An 18,942-nucleotide genomic window follows, 5' to 3' on the forward strand; every position below is an offset into this window, starting at 1 on the left:
TCCATACCGCGGCGACCGGCAAGATCGTGACCATCGGCATCCACCCGACGCACCCTTCCACCGGTTTCGGCTACATCCAGACCGGCCAGCCGCTGCAGGTGCCCAATGCGCCGTCGGCGCGCGGCGTGGTGCAGTTCGTGGAGAAGCCTGATGAGGACACCGCCCGCAAGTACCTGGCCTCGGGCGGGTTCCTGTGGAATGCCGGCATGTTCGTCGCGCCGGTGAGCCTGATGCTCAAGCACCTGGAAGCCAACGAGCCGGCGCTGTACGCGGGCCTGATGAAGATCGCCGATGCCTGGGAAACCGATCAGCGCGAAACCGTGATGCGCGAAGTCTGGGCCGATCTGCCGAAGATCGCCATTGACTATGCGGTGGCCGAGCCGGCCGCCGCGGCCGGCGATGTCGCGGTGATCCCGGGCGTTTTCAACTGGGACGACGTGGGCGACTTCGCCGCGATCGGCCGCTTGAACAAGGCCAGTGCCGAGGAGGGCATCATCAACCTGGGCGGCGAGTCGGTGCGCGTGTATGCCGACAGCGCTACCGGCGTGGTCTATTCGGACCGCCCGCGCGTGGTGGCCCTGGTCGGGATCGAGGATGTGGTCGTGGTGGATACCGCCGACGCGTTGCTGGTGACCACCAAGGAGCATGCGCAGAAGGTCAAGCAGACCGTGGAGGCCTTGAAGGCCGACGGCGCTACCGAGGTGCTCTAAAATCCACCATCCACCCGCAAGTTGTTAACCTCAGCTATCAACAAACAACATCTCCGTTCTATGTAGGATTCTTGATCATGACGCGACTTGCTTTACAAGTCGTAGGCGAGCAAGTTCTGAAGGAGCGGTCTGCTATGTGCCAACATGAAATGATGAAAAAGAAGTGAGAATCCATCTTGTCAAGTATTGATATCAACCTCAACGACTCTTTTAAAGCCTATGACGTACGGGGCATTGTGGACGAGAGTATCAACGCTGAAGCAGTGGAAGCAATTGGAGCTGCTTTCGTCGATGTACTGGGCTTAGCAGGTAATGAAGTGTTAGTTGGTGGAGATATGCGTCCATCAAGTCCTACTTTTACCGAAGCTTTTGCTCGCGGCGCTATTCAGCGTGGAGCCAACGTTGTCATGCTTGGGCTTGTGTCTACGGACGAACTGTACTTTGCTTCAGGAAAATATGATGCCGCGGGAGTTGTTTTTACAGCGAGTCATAACCCGGCCGAGTACAACGGCATCAAGATGTCGAAATCAAGCGCACGTCCAATCTCATCAGAGAACGGACTTTACGATATTCGAGATCAAGCACAAGCCTATCTGGCTGCCGGAATACCAACGGTACCGAACAACTTGCTGGGTAAGATTCGTGAGCAAGATGTGCTGGCCGACTATTCCAGTTACTTGCGAGAACTTGTCGATTTATCCAATATACGTCCGCTTAAACTAGTTGTAGATGCTGGTAACGGAATGGGCGGTTTAACCACCCCAGCTGTACTTGGCGATGGCTTACTTTCGAAGCTACCGCTAGAAATAGTGCCGCTGTACTTTGAACTCGATGGGACCTTCCCGAATCACCCTGCAAATCCGCTGGAGTCTGAGAACCTTAGAGATTTACAATCGGCAGTATTGAAGCATAAAGCAGATCTGGGTCTGGCGTTTGATGGCGATGCGGATCGGTGCTTCGTAATTGACGAACGTGGGTTGCCACTTTCACCAAGCGCAATCACGGCTCTCGTGGCAACGCGTGAAATTGCTCGGGCCCAAGCTGCAGGGGAGAAAACTCCAATCGTCATTCATAATCTGATCACGTCGAAGGCTGTCCCCGAATTTGTAGAAAAGTCAGGTGGCACCCCTGTAATGACAAGAGTTGGACACTCATTCATTAAAGCTGAAATGGCCAAGCAGGGTGCTGTATTTGGCGGAGAGCATTCTGCTCACTATTATTTCCGTGACTTTTACAATGCGGATACAGGCATGCTTGCGGCGATGCACGTTTTGGCGGCGCTGGGCGAACAAAGCGGATCTCTCTCAGAACTGGGCGCTGAATATGAGCCGTATGTTTCAACCGGAGAGATTAATTCAATAGTCGAGGACAAGACCGGCGCTATCGCTAGAGTTGTCGCTTCCTTCAAGTCTTCACCTACGGTTATAACGGAAATGGACGGCACGACTTTTACGGCCGAGGACGGCTCGTGGTGGTTCAATTTACGTCCGTCGAATACTGAGCCGTATTTACGCTTCAACGGTGAATCACGTGAACCTGGTGTCATTGATAAGGTTGCCGATGAGGTTTTATCTATTGTGCGATTCGAGAACTCCACGGCCTTGGAGATGAATGGAGCCAATGATGGATTCTAAGAAATACAACAAAAAAGAAGTATTGCAAGAACTGGATAAAGCACACCAAGACATCGCGCGTCTAGTGAATTTTGCAGGTCGGCAACGAAAAGCATTGGCAGATATGGTTGCAGGACTTGGAGATAGCGGTGAGTCGCGTAGGCTGAAAGAAATTCTGCAAAAATTTCCTGTCCTTACTTCCCAATTCAATGAAGGCAATGCTGTAGCTTTTTATACTCGGGATCGAGACTTCACTAAAGCGAACATTTGGGCTGATGCCACGTTGGATCGTACCAGAGACTCGCTTTCCAATATGAAGGCTCTTCGTGTGTTGAGAACCAAAGAGGGGTCTATCTCTGATGCTCTCGAATTGAGCTATCGAATTGCCAAGAAAGAAAAATCTCAGAATACTGCTGGATTGCAGTTCCTCGAAGGTCGTGTAAAGGAATTGCATGGCGCAGTTCCTAAAATTCAGGGTCCAATACGTAGAATCGATAGCCTCGTCGAGGGACGTATAGTACATCTGGTTAAAGAGAGCCGACCGAATCTTTCCAATGGATTCACCTCGCGCAGCCATAAGAACTTCTTAGCTGAAAAAGCTTCTGGCTTGGAGCCCGTCGTCATCACTGAACCGGGCTTCCCGGATAACAATCCTAAAACACGCACCGAGTTCGTTGATGGCATTCTGCACGTCAGATTAGGAATGGGTTCGATTGATTATTCGAAAGTTCCGGCTGACCAGTTCAATCAGATGTTTGCTGACTTAGCCTACGAAGAAATCAAGAAACTTCGCCCACAAGTGATTCATGCCAGTTCGGGAAGACGTGGATTTGAGACCGCGCTTTCAGGTATTGCTCTTCGGGCGAAGACCGGAATTCCACTGGTATACGAAGTGCGCTCGTTCTTCGAAGCAAACTGGACTGATGATACACGCGTTGAGCAATCTGGCGAGATCTTCACTCAGCGGATGGCGACCGAAGAGTACTGCATGGCAGTTGCGGATCGTGTTTTGACTATTTGTGAATCCATGAAGGATGAACTTGTTTCAAGAGGAGTTCCGCCCAAAAAGATCGGAATTATTCCCAACGCCGTCGACTCTGAACACTTCAAACCCGTTGATAGAAACATTGAGTTGGCTAGAAAATACGGATTGTTGAATGTTCCGACTTTCGGATACGTCTCAAACATGGACCACTACCGTGAATCGCAGGAAACACTGATTGAGGCGCTTGCTATTCTTGGCAGTCGCGGGCGGGTAGCAAAATGCATTCTAGTGGGCGGCGGTCCCCGCATGGATCTGTTAAAGGAGCTCGCAACTGAGCGTGGTGTATCGGACCGAGTGATATTTACGGGTTCCGTTGATCATAACGAGATCGACGAGTACTACTCACTAATTGATCTCTTCGTCGTTCCACGCATTCGGGAACGTGCTGCCACGTATGTTACTCCGCTAAAACCATTCGAAGCGATGGCACAACGCAAACCTGTTGTTACATCAGATCTGCCAGCGCTATTGGAAATTACGGACGCGCCAAAACGTGGATTGTCTTATACTGCAGGCGACGCCGAGTCATTGGCTGATCGACTTGAGTCATTGTTCGACGATCGTGAGGCACAGGAAAGAATCGCCCAAGCCGGATACGAGTGGGTGATATCGGAGCGTACTTGGAAGTCCAATGGTGATCGATATGTACAAGAATTTTCTAAGTTAGGGAGCTAACATGAAATCCACTTATTTGGGATTCCGTGCGACTGAGTTGTCGCCAACCTCTGAGCTTCTGGGCTCTCTGCATGCTTCTAAATCCGATATTGGAGACCAACACCTACTGGCATATACACCGGTTGCGAGGGTTAATCCCTATCAGGCCCTGTGTTACAAGCAATTTCCGAATGAAGGAATTCTGGCGGCGCCCGTTCTCCAGCCGGCTAAGTTTTTGGATCTGCAGAACTTATCCCTGAGGCCACTAACAAAGACTCTGCATTTACACTGGAACTCATGGATGACCCAGGGGATGGAAGACCCGGAGCGTGCCAGAATGATGGGCTTGGGTATGGCTGGAAGGCTGCAACGTCTCCAAAAGTTCGGTTTCAATATTGTCTGGACTGTTCATAACGTCTATCCGCATGACGCAATGCATGTACATGTTGAACTTGAAATCCAGCAACGGATCGCCGACACTGCAGACGTTTTACACGTGATGTCTGGAGCCACGGCCGATGCTATGTCAGGTATTACCGAGATTGATAGTTCCAAGATTCTAGTTTCACCGCATCCGAGCTATAAAGGTGCCTACCCTGATTATGTGAGCCGAGAGGACGCGCGAGCGGCGTTAGGAATCCATGGCGACGAGATTGTTTTCCTTGTTTTTGGTGCACTTAAGGCTTACAAGGGTCTAAGCCGTACGCTCGATGCGTTTGATCATTTGGTTGCCAAGAACCCCATGCAGCGATTTAGAATGATATTTGCTGGTAAAGCAGACAACTCAGATGAAGTGCAAGAGTTTATAACCAGAGCGAACGTTCACCCACGTGTTTTGATCGAAGACTCAAACATACCAACGGATAAAGTGCAGTACTTTATGCGCGCGTCAGATGTTGGAGTTGTTCATTATGCTCGATCGTTGAATAGCGGTGCCGCGTTATTGTACGGCGCATTCGATCTCCCAATTGTTGCTTCGGCGACTCCTACGTTTCTGGCGGAACTAAATTCAGAGAGTACGATTTTTGTAGAGGATGAAACCGTAGCGTCCCTAGCAGATTCCATGATGGAATCCATAGATCTAATCGGGAGTAAGGCTGTTCTAGCGGCCATTTCTGCCGAACAGAAGAGACTTTCCGCAGATAAAGTTAGCTCGCAGTTTGCCCAGGATTTGCTTATACGACTCAAGTGACGGACTTGTTGAAATCAGCAGTTAATCGACCGGGCAAAGAATAGTTACATAATTCCTATCGCCAATCAGCCACTCCGATTTTTTTTGGGGCTGGTTGGCGCGGAATTATGAACTAAGCATATTGATTTCTCTGAGTCGTTTTCTGACCGTCGCGTCGACTTTCTGGCGTTTGCGGTACTTCTTTAGACGGCTGATGTGTAATCAAACTTACGTGTTGGTGAATTATTGACATTATGATTTCGCTCGTTGCTTGACCACATTCACGTGAAGACTAGGTACGCGAGGCCGGTTCTGCTTGATCGGGGCAAGGTCAACAGTATGTATTCATGGGCGTGTGAAGTCGTTTTACTGGGAGCCTGCATCATCAACGCCTACACATTGCTGGTGGTGCCCAACCTTGCTGGAATCGAACGATTGTGCCTGGCGACAATGGACGAATATTTCACCGACAACCCAGTGGGTCAGGAAGTGTTTCGCTGAATTGCTATCGCTAGGTTGTGTCAAACCTCGGCTCTTCCAATCGAACCGCTAGAATTACTTGCGGATAGGACTACAAAGTTGAGGGAGTTTCCTCGTTGAAACGATCGAATCGCAAGACCGCTCAAGCAATGAGTTCGCGTGCCGAACTTTTTAGCATTAGACAGGAATATCTGAATCTTGAAGGTGACTTTGAGACCAGGGTACTGGATGATTTGGCTAAGTACCGTGCGCAATCATCGAAATTATCGCGGGAGAACGAGTCTCTGCGATCGCGCAAGGTGAAGTCAGATGGTCTAATCGCAAGGCTCGAACGAGAACTTGCTGCCGCTAAGGACGCACGACAGAAATTCAGCCGTGAGGCATCGATTCTCAAGAAGCAACTCGCGAATGAGCATGACCGGGCCGAGAAATTCAAAACGGCGTATGAGAATCTAAAGAACCATCCGGTCGTTAGAGCCGCACGCGGTTTGAAGAGCCCCTTTGCGCGTAAGCCTGTTGCTCCTCGCCAGGTTCAAAAGAATGTTCCAGTCCTGGCGGCATCACCAAGCATTTCCAACTTCGACAATGTAAGTCGGCCAGGCAGTCCTGCCGGAACCGGCATCGAAGAAAGCTTCATCGATGCTATTAAGCGTGAAGCGGATGCATATATAGCCCGTTACCGCGACCAGGGCGAGATTGTTGAACCTTCAGAAGGGTTAGTTGCTCTTGCTGCGAAGGAGGAATCGCCTTCAAGCTTCGGAGCCTTGCACGATCAGATTCTGGGACAAGCCCGACTATTCGATTCCTTGCCGGTAGTTCCGCCGAAGACCTCTACGCCTGCTTATATGCCGCAGCCGGATAAAGTGATGTATTGCGCGCACAGCACTGGCGAATACAACAGCAACGGTTATTCGACGCGTACGACTGGTCTCACCACTGCCGTCACCGAAGCCGGCATGGATCTCTTCATTGCAGCGCGACCTGGCTACCCTTGGGACTCCAAAGTCAACAAGAAGATGCCGAAAGAAAAGCGCCTGATTCGCGATTACCAGGGCGTCGATACGTACTTTAACCCAGGTGTGTCACTACGTAGCGATCCACTGGATAAGTTTGTGCAGATCGCGGCGGATATCTATGTTCGCGAAGCGATGATGAATCGACCTTCAGTAATCGTTTCTGCGTCCAATCACATTACGGCGTTGCCAGCATTGATCGCAGCTCGTCGTCTTGGAATCCCGTTCATCTACGAAGTACGTGGGCTTTGGGAAATTACCGCAGCCGCTGGTAACGAAACCTGGCATAAATCGGAACGATTCGAACTAGCACGCCGCATTGAGACTCTGGTGGCGAACGAAGCGGATCGCGCCTTCGCAATCACGGAGGAAGTCCGTGAGGAACTGGTGAAGCGCGGTGCAGAAAGAGACAAGATTGAAATCTTGCCGAATGCTGCGAACATTTTCCAGTACGTCCCTCTCCCAGCTGAGCGATCGAAGGTCGTTGACAAGAAAAAGAAGGGCGAGTTCCTTCTTGGATATGCTGGCAGCCTTGTGGACTACGAGGGGCTGGATCTACTAATCAACGCGGTAGCCGAGCTACCAGAATCTCTGTCGCACGTTGGCGCACTAATCGTTGGCGACGGCTTGGTCTTACCCGCGCTCAAGCGGCAAGTGACCGAATTGGGCTTGGAAGAGCGAATTCGTTTCACCGGGCGCGTACCGAATGAACAAATCAACGATTACCTGGCAATTTTTGACGCCGTGGTCTGCCCGCGAAAATCGAATATTGTTACAGAACTAGTTTCACCATTGAAGCCTATTGAAGCAATGGCTGCAGGCCGTCCGGTGATCGGTTCCAACGTTTCGCCAATTGCTACGTTGCTTGGTACCGATAGTGCTCGAGGCTTGCTCTTCGAAGCGGATCATGTGCAGTCCTTGGCTGAATCGATCGCCCTCCTGGCTAATGATCCGAGGACCGCGCAGGATATGGGGCGTCGTGCCCGTAAGTGGACGGTAGAGAACCGTACATGGCCAATCGTGGCAAAAACTTTCGTTGCCCAAGCTGCCAGTGTCCAGAGCCGTAGGCCAGCGGGCAAGAAGCTTAATGAGATTCGGATGGCTCTTATCGCTGACGAATTTACGACCTCAACCATCAGCCGCGAAGTTAATGTGGTGTCGCCAACTCCTGAGAACTGGCGAGAAGCCTTGACATCGAATCCGGTCGATGTGCTCTTCGTAGAATCGGCGTGGGCAGGCAATGATGGAACTTGGACCCGCAAGGTCGGTTACTACGATGATGAGCAATGTGCGGATCTAGTAGCGCTAATTGGCTACTGCCGCAGCAAGAACATCCCAACAATCTTCTGGAACAAGGAAGACCCGGTTCACTTCAATCGATTCCGCCGTACCGCAAAGTACTTCGACGTTGTTTTGACTACTGACGCCAACTGCTTGCGGGACTACTGGGATCACCGTGGTGGAAATCTCAAGGCGTTGGGCAGCCTTTCCTTCTGGGCGCAAGCGGAAATCCACAATCCAATGGGATCTTCCCGCACCTACTCGCATACTGTGGCGTACGGTGGCTCCTATTATGGTGATCGTTATGCGGAGCGTTCGAAGGAACTGCGCGCAATCCTCGAGGGAGCACGTCCCCAGGGGCTGACCATCTATGATCGCCAAGCCGATAATCCTGAATCGCCATACAAGTTCCCCCCAGCATTGCAGGACTATGTCCAGGGTGGTCTGACTTACGAAGAAATGGTAGAGGCTTACAAGTCTCATCCGGTGCACGTGAACGTTAACTCGGTGAATGCCTCGCCAACTATGTTCTCCCGTCGAGTTTTCGAGCTTGCGGCATGTGGTACTCCGGTAATTAGCGGCAAGAGCTTCGGCGTTACTTGGATGTTTGATGGGTCGGTTCCTGTGGTCGGTTCGCGCCGGGAATCGGAACTGATTTCAACACTGTGGATGAACTCCGAAGCTGATCGCGTGGCCGATGCTTGGGAGCCATTGCGTGTGACCTTCCGCAAACATCTGGCGCACCATCGTTTGGCCATGGCGCTTCGCATGGCTGGTCTCGCAGTTGATATCCCGACTTTGCCATCACTTGGCATTGAACTGAAGACGTTAACCGAAGAAATTGCTTGGGATCTTGTAGCAGCTAGCGTGCGACCTATGCAGGTATACGTTGCTGGGTTCAACGACGATGATACTGCAGTAAACATTCTGCGAACTGCAGGAATTGCAGTAATGAGCAATGACGCAGTTCGTGAAGCAGAGGTGATTGCCTCCAACGCTGAAGAAATTCTCCAAGATCATCAGGTTCTTGAAGACATGCTAACTGCCATGTTCTATGGCCAAGCTGCAACGGTACAGGTCTCTGACAAGTACGTGGGTACGCAGGGCCTGCCGCTCTGGATGCGCGAGCACGTGGATGCGCAGCTGCCCACCTTGACGCGCAGTAGCAACATCGCAGATTCTGCCGTAGAGACCATATGCCTTCGACGCCCACTTGACGTCGAAGAAGCGGACGGCACGCTCATTGACAATCCTGCGTCCAAGGACTCGCAGAACATCCTAGTCGCGGGACATGACCTGAAGTTTGCCGGGTCAATCATGGCCGGGATATCCGAACACGGGCACAACCTGAAGATCGATAAGTGGGACGGCCACGCTCAGCACAATGTTGAAGAGAGCCAGGATCTTCTAGAAGATGCTGACACGGTGTTCTGCGAATGGTCACTTGGCAATTTGGCGTGGTATTCAACGCATTTGAAGCCCGGGCAGAAACTGGTTACCAGATTCCACTCACAGGAACTATTCACGGATTACCCTCGATCGGTGAACTTCAAGAAGGTTGACAAGGTGATCTTTGTCAGCGAGTTGATCCGAGGAATGGCGATTCAAAAGTTCGGAATTCCTGAGGAAAAAACGATGGTCATTCCTAACTCTGTGGATACCAGGAAGCTGGATCTTCCCAAGTCCGATGATTCTCAATTTGTATTGGGCTTCGTCGGCATGGTTCCGCAGATGAAGCGATTCGACCTCGTGCTTGATCTACTGGAAAAGTTGCGTGCAATCGATAGCCGCTTTACGTTGCGCGTCAAGGGCAAACGACCGGAAGATTACCCCTGGATGGCTGCACGCGAGGAAGAAATGGCCTTCTACGAGGCGCAGTATGCTCGTATTGAAGAATCTGATCTACTCCGCGGTGCTGTGGTCTTCGATCCTCAAGGCGATAATATGGCCCAGTGGTACCAGGAGATCGGTGTTGCCGTATCCACCAGTGATTTCGAGTCCTTCCACTTCACTCTTGCAGATGGAGCGGCATCTCGTGCGTTGCCGGTAGGCCTGGCCTGGCCGGGAGCGGAATGGCTGTACCCGAATGAGTGGTTGCATGCAGACACTGCGTCAGCAGCTCAATACGTGATCAGTCAGGTACAGGATCAAGCGAAACTGGCAGAGCAGGTTGAAGCTGCACGCGAGTTCACTGTGAAGAACTACGATTCCAACGATGTGCTTGCTCGAATCATGAATGAAATTGAAGCTAACTAGCGCTCTTTAGTGCTTTTCTCTAGTGAGGTGCGTTCAGTGGCAATCGCCACCGAATGCACCTCACTGTATTATTGATCTAGTCTGCATTGAAGATAAAGTGAGTTGAGAAGTGAAAATTGCATTAGGGGACTTCCGAAAAGCACTTTGGCATCTTCGCCAGGGTGGTCCACAGCAATTGCAGGAGTGGTACCAGCGCCGCAACTATGATTTGCGCATCGGGGGACAGCAGCGCTACTTGCGAACAGATGTTGAGAAATTGCTTGGACTGCAATTCCCACCGGTAGAATTTGAACCTTCAGAGGACCACGATGGAAAGTTAAACGTTGCCGTCATTCTTGATGATTTCAGCGCGAAAGCTTGGGCGCCTGAATGGAACTGCACCTTTATCACCCCCAGCTCATGGCAGGATGAACTTGAAACACGAGAATTTGATCTTCTCTTCGTGGAGTCGGCCTGGGCTGGAAACAACAAGTCTTGGCAGTACCACCTAACCGGTCCGTCGGCACCTCGACCAGCGTTTGTCGAGATGGTGGAAGCGTTTAAAGAACGATCTGTTCCAGCAGTTTTCTGGAATAAAGAAGACCCACCGCACTTCGCCGACTTCCTCGATTCTGCAAGGCTGTTCGATGTCGTTTTCACATCAGATTCCCGCAAAATTCCGGAATACCATGAAGCACTGGGCCATGAACGGGTCACAGCGTTGAGCTTTGCAGCTCAGCCGAAGTTCCATAATCCGGTACGGACACTTAGCCAAGAACGCCGAGATGTAGCTTTCGCCGGAATGTATTTTGCGGACAAGTACCCCGAACGACAAGAACAGATGGAGATCGTGCTTGGCGGAGCCATGGATATCTCGCCAAAGCTCACTAGCGGGCTAGACATTTTCTCCCGGCAGCACGGCGGAGACGCGAAGTACCAGTTCCCGGCACCGTATGACCAGAATGTTGTCGGCTCGCTCGACTATGACAAGATGCTTTCTGCGTACAAGAACTACAACGTTTTTCTGAACGTCAACTCCGTGGTCGATTCGCCAAGCATGTGTGCCCGTCGAATATTCGAGATCACCGCCGCTGGCACTCCTGTGATTTCGGCTCCAAGCGCTGCGATAGAGAATTTCTTCACGCCTTCAGAGGTACTTCAGGTATCCACCAGGGAACAAGCATCTAACTCGATTCGCAGCTTGGTTCGGAGCCCAGAACTTCGCCAGCGAATGGTCCATATGGGTCAGCGCAGGATCTGGAAGAACCATACTTATGCGCATCGTGCTCAACAGGTTGAACAATTCGTTGGGCTCCGTTCTGCTCACGGTCAGCCAATGTCCATGTCCTGTACTCCAAAGGTAAGTGCGATTGTTTCGACCATAAGGCCTCACCAGCTTCAGCATATATTCGAGACTGTAGGGAAACAGAAGGATGTTGAAGTTGAGCTCGTCCTCGTGGCTCATAAGTTCTCGGCCGCCACTGGACAACTGGCCGATATGGCATCAGCAGCTGGAGTAGCGAACTACCAACTGCTTGAGATGGGTGAAGAAAATACTTTGGGTGACTGCCTGAACGCCGCGGTGGCCATGGCCAACGGCGACTTCATCACCAAAATGGATGATGACGACCTATACGGGGAGTACTATCTCTTCGATCAAGTTTCAGCGCTTCGATACAGCGGCGCCTCGATAGTAGGCAAGCAGGCGCATTACATGTACCTCGCGGATTCAGATGCTACTTTGCTGAGATTTGCCGAACGTGAGCACCGCTTTACAAACCTCGTGATGGGTCCGACGATGCTTGGCCGCGCGCACGTTTTCCGCGAGACACCCTTTGATACACGTAACCGTGGCGAAGATACAAGATTCCTAAAAGACGTCATTGAACGTGGAGGAACCATTTATTCGAGTGACCGTTTCAACTTTACCCAGATGCGCGGGAATGATGGGCTAGCGCATACCTGGGATCTGAGTGATGCGGAGTTGACTGCAACTGGTAGTATTCAGTGGTTTGGACGCAATGATAAACATGTCTTTTTCTAGGAAAGTCTTATTGTGCAAATAGTACGAGGTAAATCAGGGGAGTGAAGAAGATGAAAGTTATGCTTCTGACTCACTCGTTCACGCCTGAGATCTCGCCACCTCAGCGACGCTGGTCAATTATTGCCGACGAACTGGGGCAATTGGGGCACGAAGTTACTGTAGTGACCCCGAAATCAAATCGGATTGCAACTAAACGGCAAAGTCGTCTTCTTGATAATCATTATTTGAAGCTGCAACACTATCCATCAATGCGTCGTTCCAAAACGATGCTCGGAAAAGTATTGAAGCATGGCGTTGATGCAGTTCTGAGCGTCCCTGCTGCATTCCGAGGGCAAAAGCCTGACGTTATTATCGCAACTGTCCCAGCAATTCCAACGCTAATTGTTGGCTTCGTGGCCAGCCGTTTACGGGGTGTACCCTTAGTTGTCGACCTCCGGGATGCTTGGCCAGATTTGCTCAGTGAATCACAAGTTATCAAGTTCCGCTGGGTCGAGCCAGCTATTTCGAAGATCATCAGTTTCGTTGTGAATAAAAGCGATATGCTCGTCACGGTGACGTACGGCCTGGCGGGGAAGATGAAGCGAAATGGCGTGAAGAACGTCGCCACAATCACCAACGGCGTTGAAACCGAACGCGAAGATCTTACAGTTTCTCAACGCGAGATCGATGGCGAATTCCATATTCTCTATCTAGGGAACATTGGTCGGAGCCAGGGTCTGGAGACCGTTATCCGAGCGATGGAGTACGTACCAGAATTTGTACGTCTGCGCATTGTTGGCCAGGGTACTGAAAAGAGTAAATTGATGAGCCTAGCGATGGATCTTGGGCTTGATATTGACTTCCGAGACCCTGTCTACGGCCAGGAGGTACTGGAAAATTACTCGTGGGCAGATACATGCCTAGTTTCTCTGCGTCCTGACTGGCCGAGCTTTAATCACACAGTGCCTTCGAAACTCTATGAACTTCTTTACTTGAATCAGCACATCAGCGGTTTGGTCAGAGGAGAAGCAGCGGAAATTATTCGTGATTCCGAGGCTGGGACTGTGATTGAACAAGATGTACCTTCCCTGGCCGCTTACATTAACAACTTGGTTGCGAACCCTGGAATTTTGCGGACCGATCGTCGCGGGACCGACTGGGTCAGGAAACATGGATCGCTACGTCAAGCCGGGCGGGAATATGCCGAACTACTAGCCACAGTCGTCGATGCGTACTCCAAGAGATAGAGCAGAACTTTTGAATCTAAAAGTCATTCCGAATGCAATCAACACCGGTAATTTGGTACTTTCCAACATTGCTGATGATCCTACTTATTTTGCGCTCCAAGTTGCTCGCCGCTTCAAGTCCAAGCCGGTTCTACGCTCGTTGATTATTACTCTTGGGAGTGATAAATCCAGCATTCGGCTACGCGCGCTCTCGGCCATGCTGAAGGATGACACTAGTGCCCTGCTCTCTGCCTGCAGAGAATGGTTAAGCTCCGACAGCAACCCAAGGCAGTCAGTATTCCTGGCTAACCTTTGCATTGCTTCCAATGAGTGGGAACTTGCAGAAGAATTACTCAATAGGGGCAAACCTTCCATCGCCCACGTACGTGCCAAGGCCCGTCTATTGTGGTCATTGGGCTGGATGACAGATGCCATTGAGCTGTTGCAGCAGAATCGCAGTGGCCGTCAACTTCGTCACTATGAATCAGAATTGGCATCCTTCAAGGGGGCAGAGCCCTGTCTTTCTCCGCTCCGTACCGCCGGTATATCGACTAGCGCGACTCGTTCTGTTCTTTACGTTGCTACCAATTCGTTGCCACACACTGGTAGCGGTTACGCACAACGAACTCATTCAATTCTCGCGTCATTAAGGGATGCAGGATGGGGAGTCAAAGGACTTACCCGTGTGAATTATCCCTTGAATATCGGCAAACTATCCGTCTCAGAAGCTGACGTGGTTTCTGGTATCGAATACCAGCGCTGCCTGCCTTTTCCAGCGAAGCATGACTTCACCGGAAGAATCCAGCAACAAGCTGAAGACCTACTGAGCAGAGTCCTTCAAGAGGCCCCTTCTGTACTTCACACGACGACAGATTTTTCTAACGCTCTAGCGGTTAAGTCCGTTGCAGAAGCGACCGGTATACCGTGGGTTTATGAAGTTCGCGGACAGCTGGCAGACACGTGGCTTTCTACGCGTCCCGAGCGCTCGAAAGATTCAGAACGATACCGACTATTCGTGGAACGCGAAGCGTTTGTAGCTCGGCATGCCGATCATGTCTTCACCTTGGGCGATGCCATGAAACGCAACCTGATTGACGCGGGCGTTGATGAATCAAAGATTTCAATATTACCGAACGGGATAGGGGAAAAGTTCCTAGAGGAACCCGTGCCCAGGGTCCAGGCTCGTGCGCAGCTGGACCTCGATTCTGAAGCATTTTATGTGGGGACGGTTAGCAGCTTGGTCCCTTATGAGGGGCTTTCGACAGTTGTCCGTGCTGTTGCTGAACTTGCGAAGCAGCACAAGGAGTTACGTTTGTTGATCGTTGGCGATGGTACGGATCGCGAGAATCTGATCAGTCTTGCCAAAAGTCTAGGCATCGCCGCGCGTTGTGTTTTTCCTGGTCGCATTCCGCGGGAACAGTCGCATGTCTATCATGCTGCGTTGAACGCTTTCGTCGTGCCACGAATTGACTCTGCTGTCACTCGCTCGGTAACTCCGCTCAAACCAGTTGAAGCAATGGCATCGAACGTACCTGTCTTGGCATCCGATCTTCCTGCCCTGCAGGAGCTGATCACTGACGGTGAGAACGGTCACTTGATACCTGCGGGGGATGTGGCTGAGTGGGCCGAAAATATCGAAAAGTTGATTTTAAACCAAGGGGCAGCTGAACGCATGGGCAAGTCAGGGCGGGAATTCGTGCTTGCCAATAGAACTTGGGAGCAAAACGCGCTTAGCGTTGTCCAAGTTTACGAGCAAGTAATAAGTAAAGCTCCGTGACAATGAGGCTGTCGCTGAACTCAGTGATGGGATATGGTTTATAGGGCTAATCTTGCACTTCTTGTGCTTCAAGATCAGCTTGCAGGCCCTTTCGTAGGGAACATCGCTCGTACCAGAAGGAAAGTCACTTTAGTGAACAACATTAAAGAAGTCGCCGTAATCGGTTTGGGTTACATCGGATTGCCAACTGCTGCAATTCTTGCCTCGAAGGGCATCACCGTAAAAGGCGTCGATGTAACTCCTCGAACTGTAGAGGCAGTCAGCAAGGGCGAGGTGCCGTTCGTAGAGCCGGCGTTGGGCGAATTCGTTTCCGCCGCGGTGACTGCAGGTACCTTGTCTGCAAGCTTCGATACTCCAGAAGCTGAAGCGTACATTGTTGCTGTGCCAACGCCGTTCAACGATGACTACACCGCTGACCTTTCATACATTGAGGCTGCAGCAGAGGGCATCGCTCCAAAGCTGAAGGGCGGCGAACTGGTTATCCTCGAGTCGACCTCGCCTCCAGGTGCAACCCAGCACCTCTTCGACTACCTGCTGAAGAAGCGTCCCGACCTGAACAAGGACAGCCTGCTTGTAGCACACTGCCCAGAGCGCGTACTTCCTGGCTACGTCATGGAAGAATTGGTCACCAATGACCGTATTGTCGGCGGTATCACCCCAGAAGCTGCAGAGAAGGCCAAGGCTCTTTACGAGACCTTCTGCCAGGCAGCTATCCTCACCACCGATGCTAAGACTGCTGAAATGGCAAAGCTGGTCGAGAATTCGTACCGCGACGTGAACATCGCCTTTGCTAACGAATTGTCGGTCATCTCCGACAAGCTGGGCATTGACGTTTGGGAACTGATCTCCCTGGCCAACCGCCACCCACGCGTAAACATTCTTCAGCCCGGTCCAGGTGTTGGCGGTCACTGCATCGCAGTTGATCCATGGTTCATTGTCTCGGCTGCTCCTGAAGAATCAAAGCTGATCCGCATGGCTCGTAACACCAACGATGCAAAGCCGAACTGGGTTATCGACAAGGTTGTAGAAGCTACCAAACTCCCATCCTTCAACGGCAAGGTAGCGGTCATGGGTTTGGCTTTCAAAGCGAACATTGACGACATGCGTGAATCGCCATCGATTGCGATCGCTCGCAAGTTGGCTGAAGCCAACCCAACCGTCGAGTTCCTTGCAGTGGAGCCACATGTAGAAGAATTGCCTAAGAATCTTGCGGGCATCGCCAACCTGAAGCTGGTTGCAACCGATGAAGCCCTAGAATCGGCAAGTGTAATTACTTTGCTGGTCGACCACGACCAGTTCAAGTCCGTACCAGCAACCGCGCTGGCCGGCAAGGAAGTTATCGACACTCGCGGTCTCTGGCGCTAGTTCTCCAAGCTGACAAGGTATATATCTATGAAGAAGATCATGCCGATCTATGGCACTCGTCCTGAGGCCATCAAGGTTGCGCCGATCGTCAAGGCTTTGAAAGAAGCTGACGAGTTTGAATGCGTTGTTGTCGTAACTGGACAGCACCGGGAAATGCTGGATCAGGTCAACGAGCTCTTTGGCATCACGCCGGACTATGACTTGGACGTCATTCAGCCGCGCCAGACCCTGAATGGTCTGCTTACTAAGACCATTGCTGGTCTTGACGAGATTTTCGAAAAGGAAAAGCCTGACGCTGTAGTGGTCCAGGGCGACACCACCACTTCGACGGCTGGCGCAATCGCTGCTTTCTACCGTGGTATCCCAGTGGTTCACGCCGAGGCTGGACTTCGGAGCTATGACATCTTCTCTCCATTCCCGGAGGAAGCTAACCGCAAGCTGACCAGCCAGATCGCCAGCCTGCATTTGGCTCCAACGTCGTTGAGCAAGCGTAACCTTGAGCGTGAAACGTTCAAGGGAAGTGACATCGTTATCACCGGTAACTCTGTCATTGACGCACTGCTGACTGTTGTCGAAAAGAAGGTTCCTTTCTCGGATCCCAAGTTGGAAGAATTGGTTTCTTCTGACAAGCGCATTGTTCTGGTGACGACGCACCGTCGTGAGAACCAAGGCGAACCAATGCGCGGCATCGGCCGTGCATTGGCAAAGCTCTCCAAGGCGGAACCAGATGTTGAATTCATCTTGCCGTTGCATCGCAACCCTGCGGTTCGCGAAGCGTTGCTTCCGGAAATCGATGGACTGCCTAACGTGACTTTGACCGAGCCGCTGGCTTACGGCGAATTCACTCGCATCATTGATGCTTCGACCGTCGTCTTGACCGATTCCGGTGGCGTCCAGGAAGAAGCTCCAAGCCTCGGCAAGCCTGTTCTGGTCATGCGCCTGAACACCGAGCGTCCTGAAGCTGTTACCGCGGGTACCGTACGCCTGATCGGCACCGATGAAAACCGCATCTTCGAATCGGTCACTGAGCTGTTGCATGATGAAGCGGCTTACAACGAAATGGCTAACGCTGTAAACCCTTACGGTGATGGCAGGGCTTCCGTACGTACCGTCGCTGCAATTGCAGAATTGCTTGGCGTAGGTTCGCGTATCGAGGAATTCGATTCCAGTCTGTCAGATCCAGAAGACATGATGCGGGCAACCAGCATCTAGTTCCGTTCAAAAGACCAGTTCAACACCAGTTGAACTGGTCTTTTCTGGTTTACACCGGAAAGAGTCATGCGATGCAGGCCCTTTCAATATGGTTTGCCTAGTTTTATCAGTACGATCGAATCATGATGAATCAAACTGCAATATTTATTGATGCCGGATTTCTGCTCTCACTAGGCGGTCATCGTGCCGCCGGAACGACCTTAAGATCAGCCTTTACAACCCATTACGAGGCGCTGGTACGCGGGATCGTGCAAACCGTAAAGAAGAATACGGGTCTTAATAACCTCCGCGTGTATTGGTATGACGCCTCGAAAGACGGGCTATTTACTGAGCAGCATAAGCGGATTGGCTTGATACCCGGCGTTAAAGTGCGCTTAGGTCGTATCTCTTATAACGGCGAGCAAAAAGGTGTGGACCTGAGACTGGCGCTGGACCTTGTAGGGGTTGCCCGTAATGGCTCGGCATCAATTGCTTACTTGGTCTCCGGCGATGACGACCTCGCCGAGGCCGTCGAAGAAGCGCAAGACTTGGGCATGAAAGTAGTGTTACTAGGCGTAGCGAAATCCGATAGCCGTCTTGGAGTAGCCTCGGTGGCTGAACACCTGGCTTTGACCGCTGACTACATTGAAATCGTTCCGAATCAACTATTGGATAGCGCATTCACCAAGGTTCTTGAATGGGACAAGAATCATTCTGAAAAGACGTCTCTAATTGCTAGTGCGTCTTTGGAGACAGAAGCAAAGCCAGCAGCGAAGCCATCGGTTCCTACTCCTGCCGTCATGGCTCAGAAGCCAGTTATCAGGCCAGCCGTTGAACCGGAAGCCGAACCTGTGGTGATCTACTCCAGTGGTGGTGAAGCTTCTGGCTATCAGGGTTCCGCGGCTTATGAGCAACAAGAGTTGAAGGTTGCAGAAGAGATCGGCGCAAAGGTTGCTGAATCCTGGCTTGCCTTCACGACACAGTCTGACGTAGTAGAACTCATTGCTGACAAGCCGCAGCTGCCACCCGAAATTGACAGGACTTTGCTCAAGGATTGCGCTCAAGTGCTTGGGGAATGGAAAACTGATCAGCAGATCATCCGCCGCACACTTCGTGGCGCCTTCTGGGAGTATTTGGGCAAGATCATGTGACGAGTCA

Annotated in this window: 11 protein-coding genes; all 11 read left to right on the top strand. The window is 51.5% G+C overall.

Annotated elements, in window-relative coordinates:
* Positions 1-710, top strand: a 710-nt coding sequence (locus ACIP6G_RS04235) for a sugar phosphate nucleotidyltransferase (protein ID WP_400288773.1), incomplete at its 5' end; no start/stop codon positions are given.
* Positions 711-886: 176 nt separating this feature from the next.
* Positions 887-2,344: a phosphomannomutase/phosphoglucomutase gene (locus tag ACIP6G_RS04240; RefSeq protein WP_400288775.1), complete on the top strand. Its 1,458-nt coding sequence runs from the start codon at positions 887-889 to the stop codon at positions 2,342-2,344.
* The gene (locus ACIP6G_RS04245; protein ID WP_400288777.1) at positions 2,331-4,043 is read left to right on the top strand and encodes a glycosyltransferase family 4 protein; all 1,713 of its coding nucleotides are present in this window, start codon (positions 2,331-2,333) and stop codon (positions 4,041-4,043) included. Before ACIP6G_RS04240 ends, ACIP6G_RS04245 begins: the two co-directional genes overlap by 14 nt.
* Before the next feature lies 1 nt (position 4,044).
* The gene (locus ACIP6G_RS04250; protein WP_400288779.1) at positions 4,045-5,214 is read left to right on the top strand and encodes a glycosyltransferase; all 1,170 of its coding nucleotides are present in this window, start codon (positions 4,045-4,047) and stop codon (positions 5,212-5,214) included.
* Between the two features lie 575 nt (positions 5,215-5,789).
* Positions 5,790-10,223, top strand: a complete 4,434-nt coding sequence (locus ACIP6G_RS04255; RefSeq protein WP_400288781.1) for a glycosyltransferase — start codon at positions 5,790-5,792, stop codon at positions 10,221-10,223.
* Between the two features lie 109 nt (positions 10,224-10,332).
* The gene (locus tag ACIP6G_RS04260; protein WP_400288783.1) at positions 10,333-12,246 is read left to right on the top strand and encodes a glycosyltransferase; all 1,914 of its coding nucleotides are present in this window, start codon (positions 10,333-10,335) and stop codon (positions 12,244-12,246) included.
* 50 nt (positions 12,247-12,296) lie between these two features.
* Positions 12,297-13,472, top strand: coding sequence for a glycosyltransferase family 4 protein (locus ACIP6G_RS04265; protein WP_400289343.1), 1,176 nt, complete (start codon positions 12,297-12,299; stop codon positions 13,470-13,472).
* Positions 13,453-15,228: a glycosyltransferase family 4 protein gene (locus tag ACIP6G_RS04270; protein ID WP_400288785.1), complete on the top strand. Its 1,776-nt coding sequence runs from the start codon at positions 13,453-13,455 to the stop codon at positions 15,226-15,228. The genes ACIP6G_RS04265 and ACIP6G_RS04270 overlap by 20 nt, the downstream gene beginning before the upstream one ends.
* A gap of 132 nt (positions 15,229-15,360) precedes the next feature.
* A complete protein-coding gene (gene wecC / locus ACIP6G_RS04275; protein ID WP_400288788.1) occupies positions 15,361-16,593 on the top strand; it encodes a UDP-N-acetyl-D-mannosamine dehydrogenase in 1,233 nt (410 codons plus the stop codon).
* A gap of 27 nt (positions 16,594-16,620) precedes the next feature.
* Positions 16,621-17,805: a non-hydrolyzing UDP-N-acetylglucosamine 2-epimerase gene (gene wecB / locus ACIP6G_RS04280; protein ID WP_133834663.1), complete on the top strand. Its 1,185-nt coding sequence runs from the start codon at positions 16,621-16,623 to the stop codon at positions 17,803-17,805.
* A gap of 122 nt (positions 17,806-17,927) precedes the next feature.
* Positions 17,928-18,935 (top strand): NYN domain-containing protein, encoded by a 1,008-nt coding sequence (locus ACIP6G_RS04285; RefSeq protein WP_105659140.1) that lies wholly within the window; start codon positions 17,928-17,930, stop codon positions 18,933-18,935.
* Positions 18,936-18,942 lie beyond the last annotated feature (7 nt).

The organism is Glutamicibacter sp. NPDC088483 (assembly GCF_044753145.1).
Taxonomy (GTDB): domain Bacteria; phylum Actinomycetota; class Actinomycetes; order Actinomycetales; family Micrococcaceae; genus Glutamicibacter.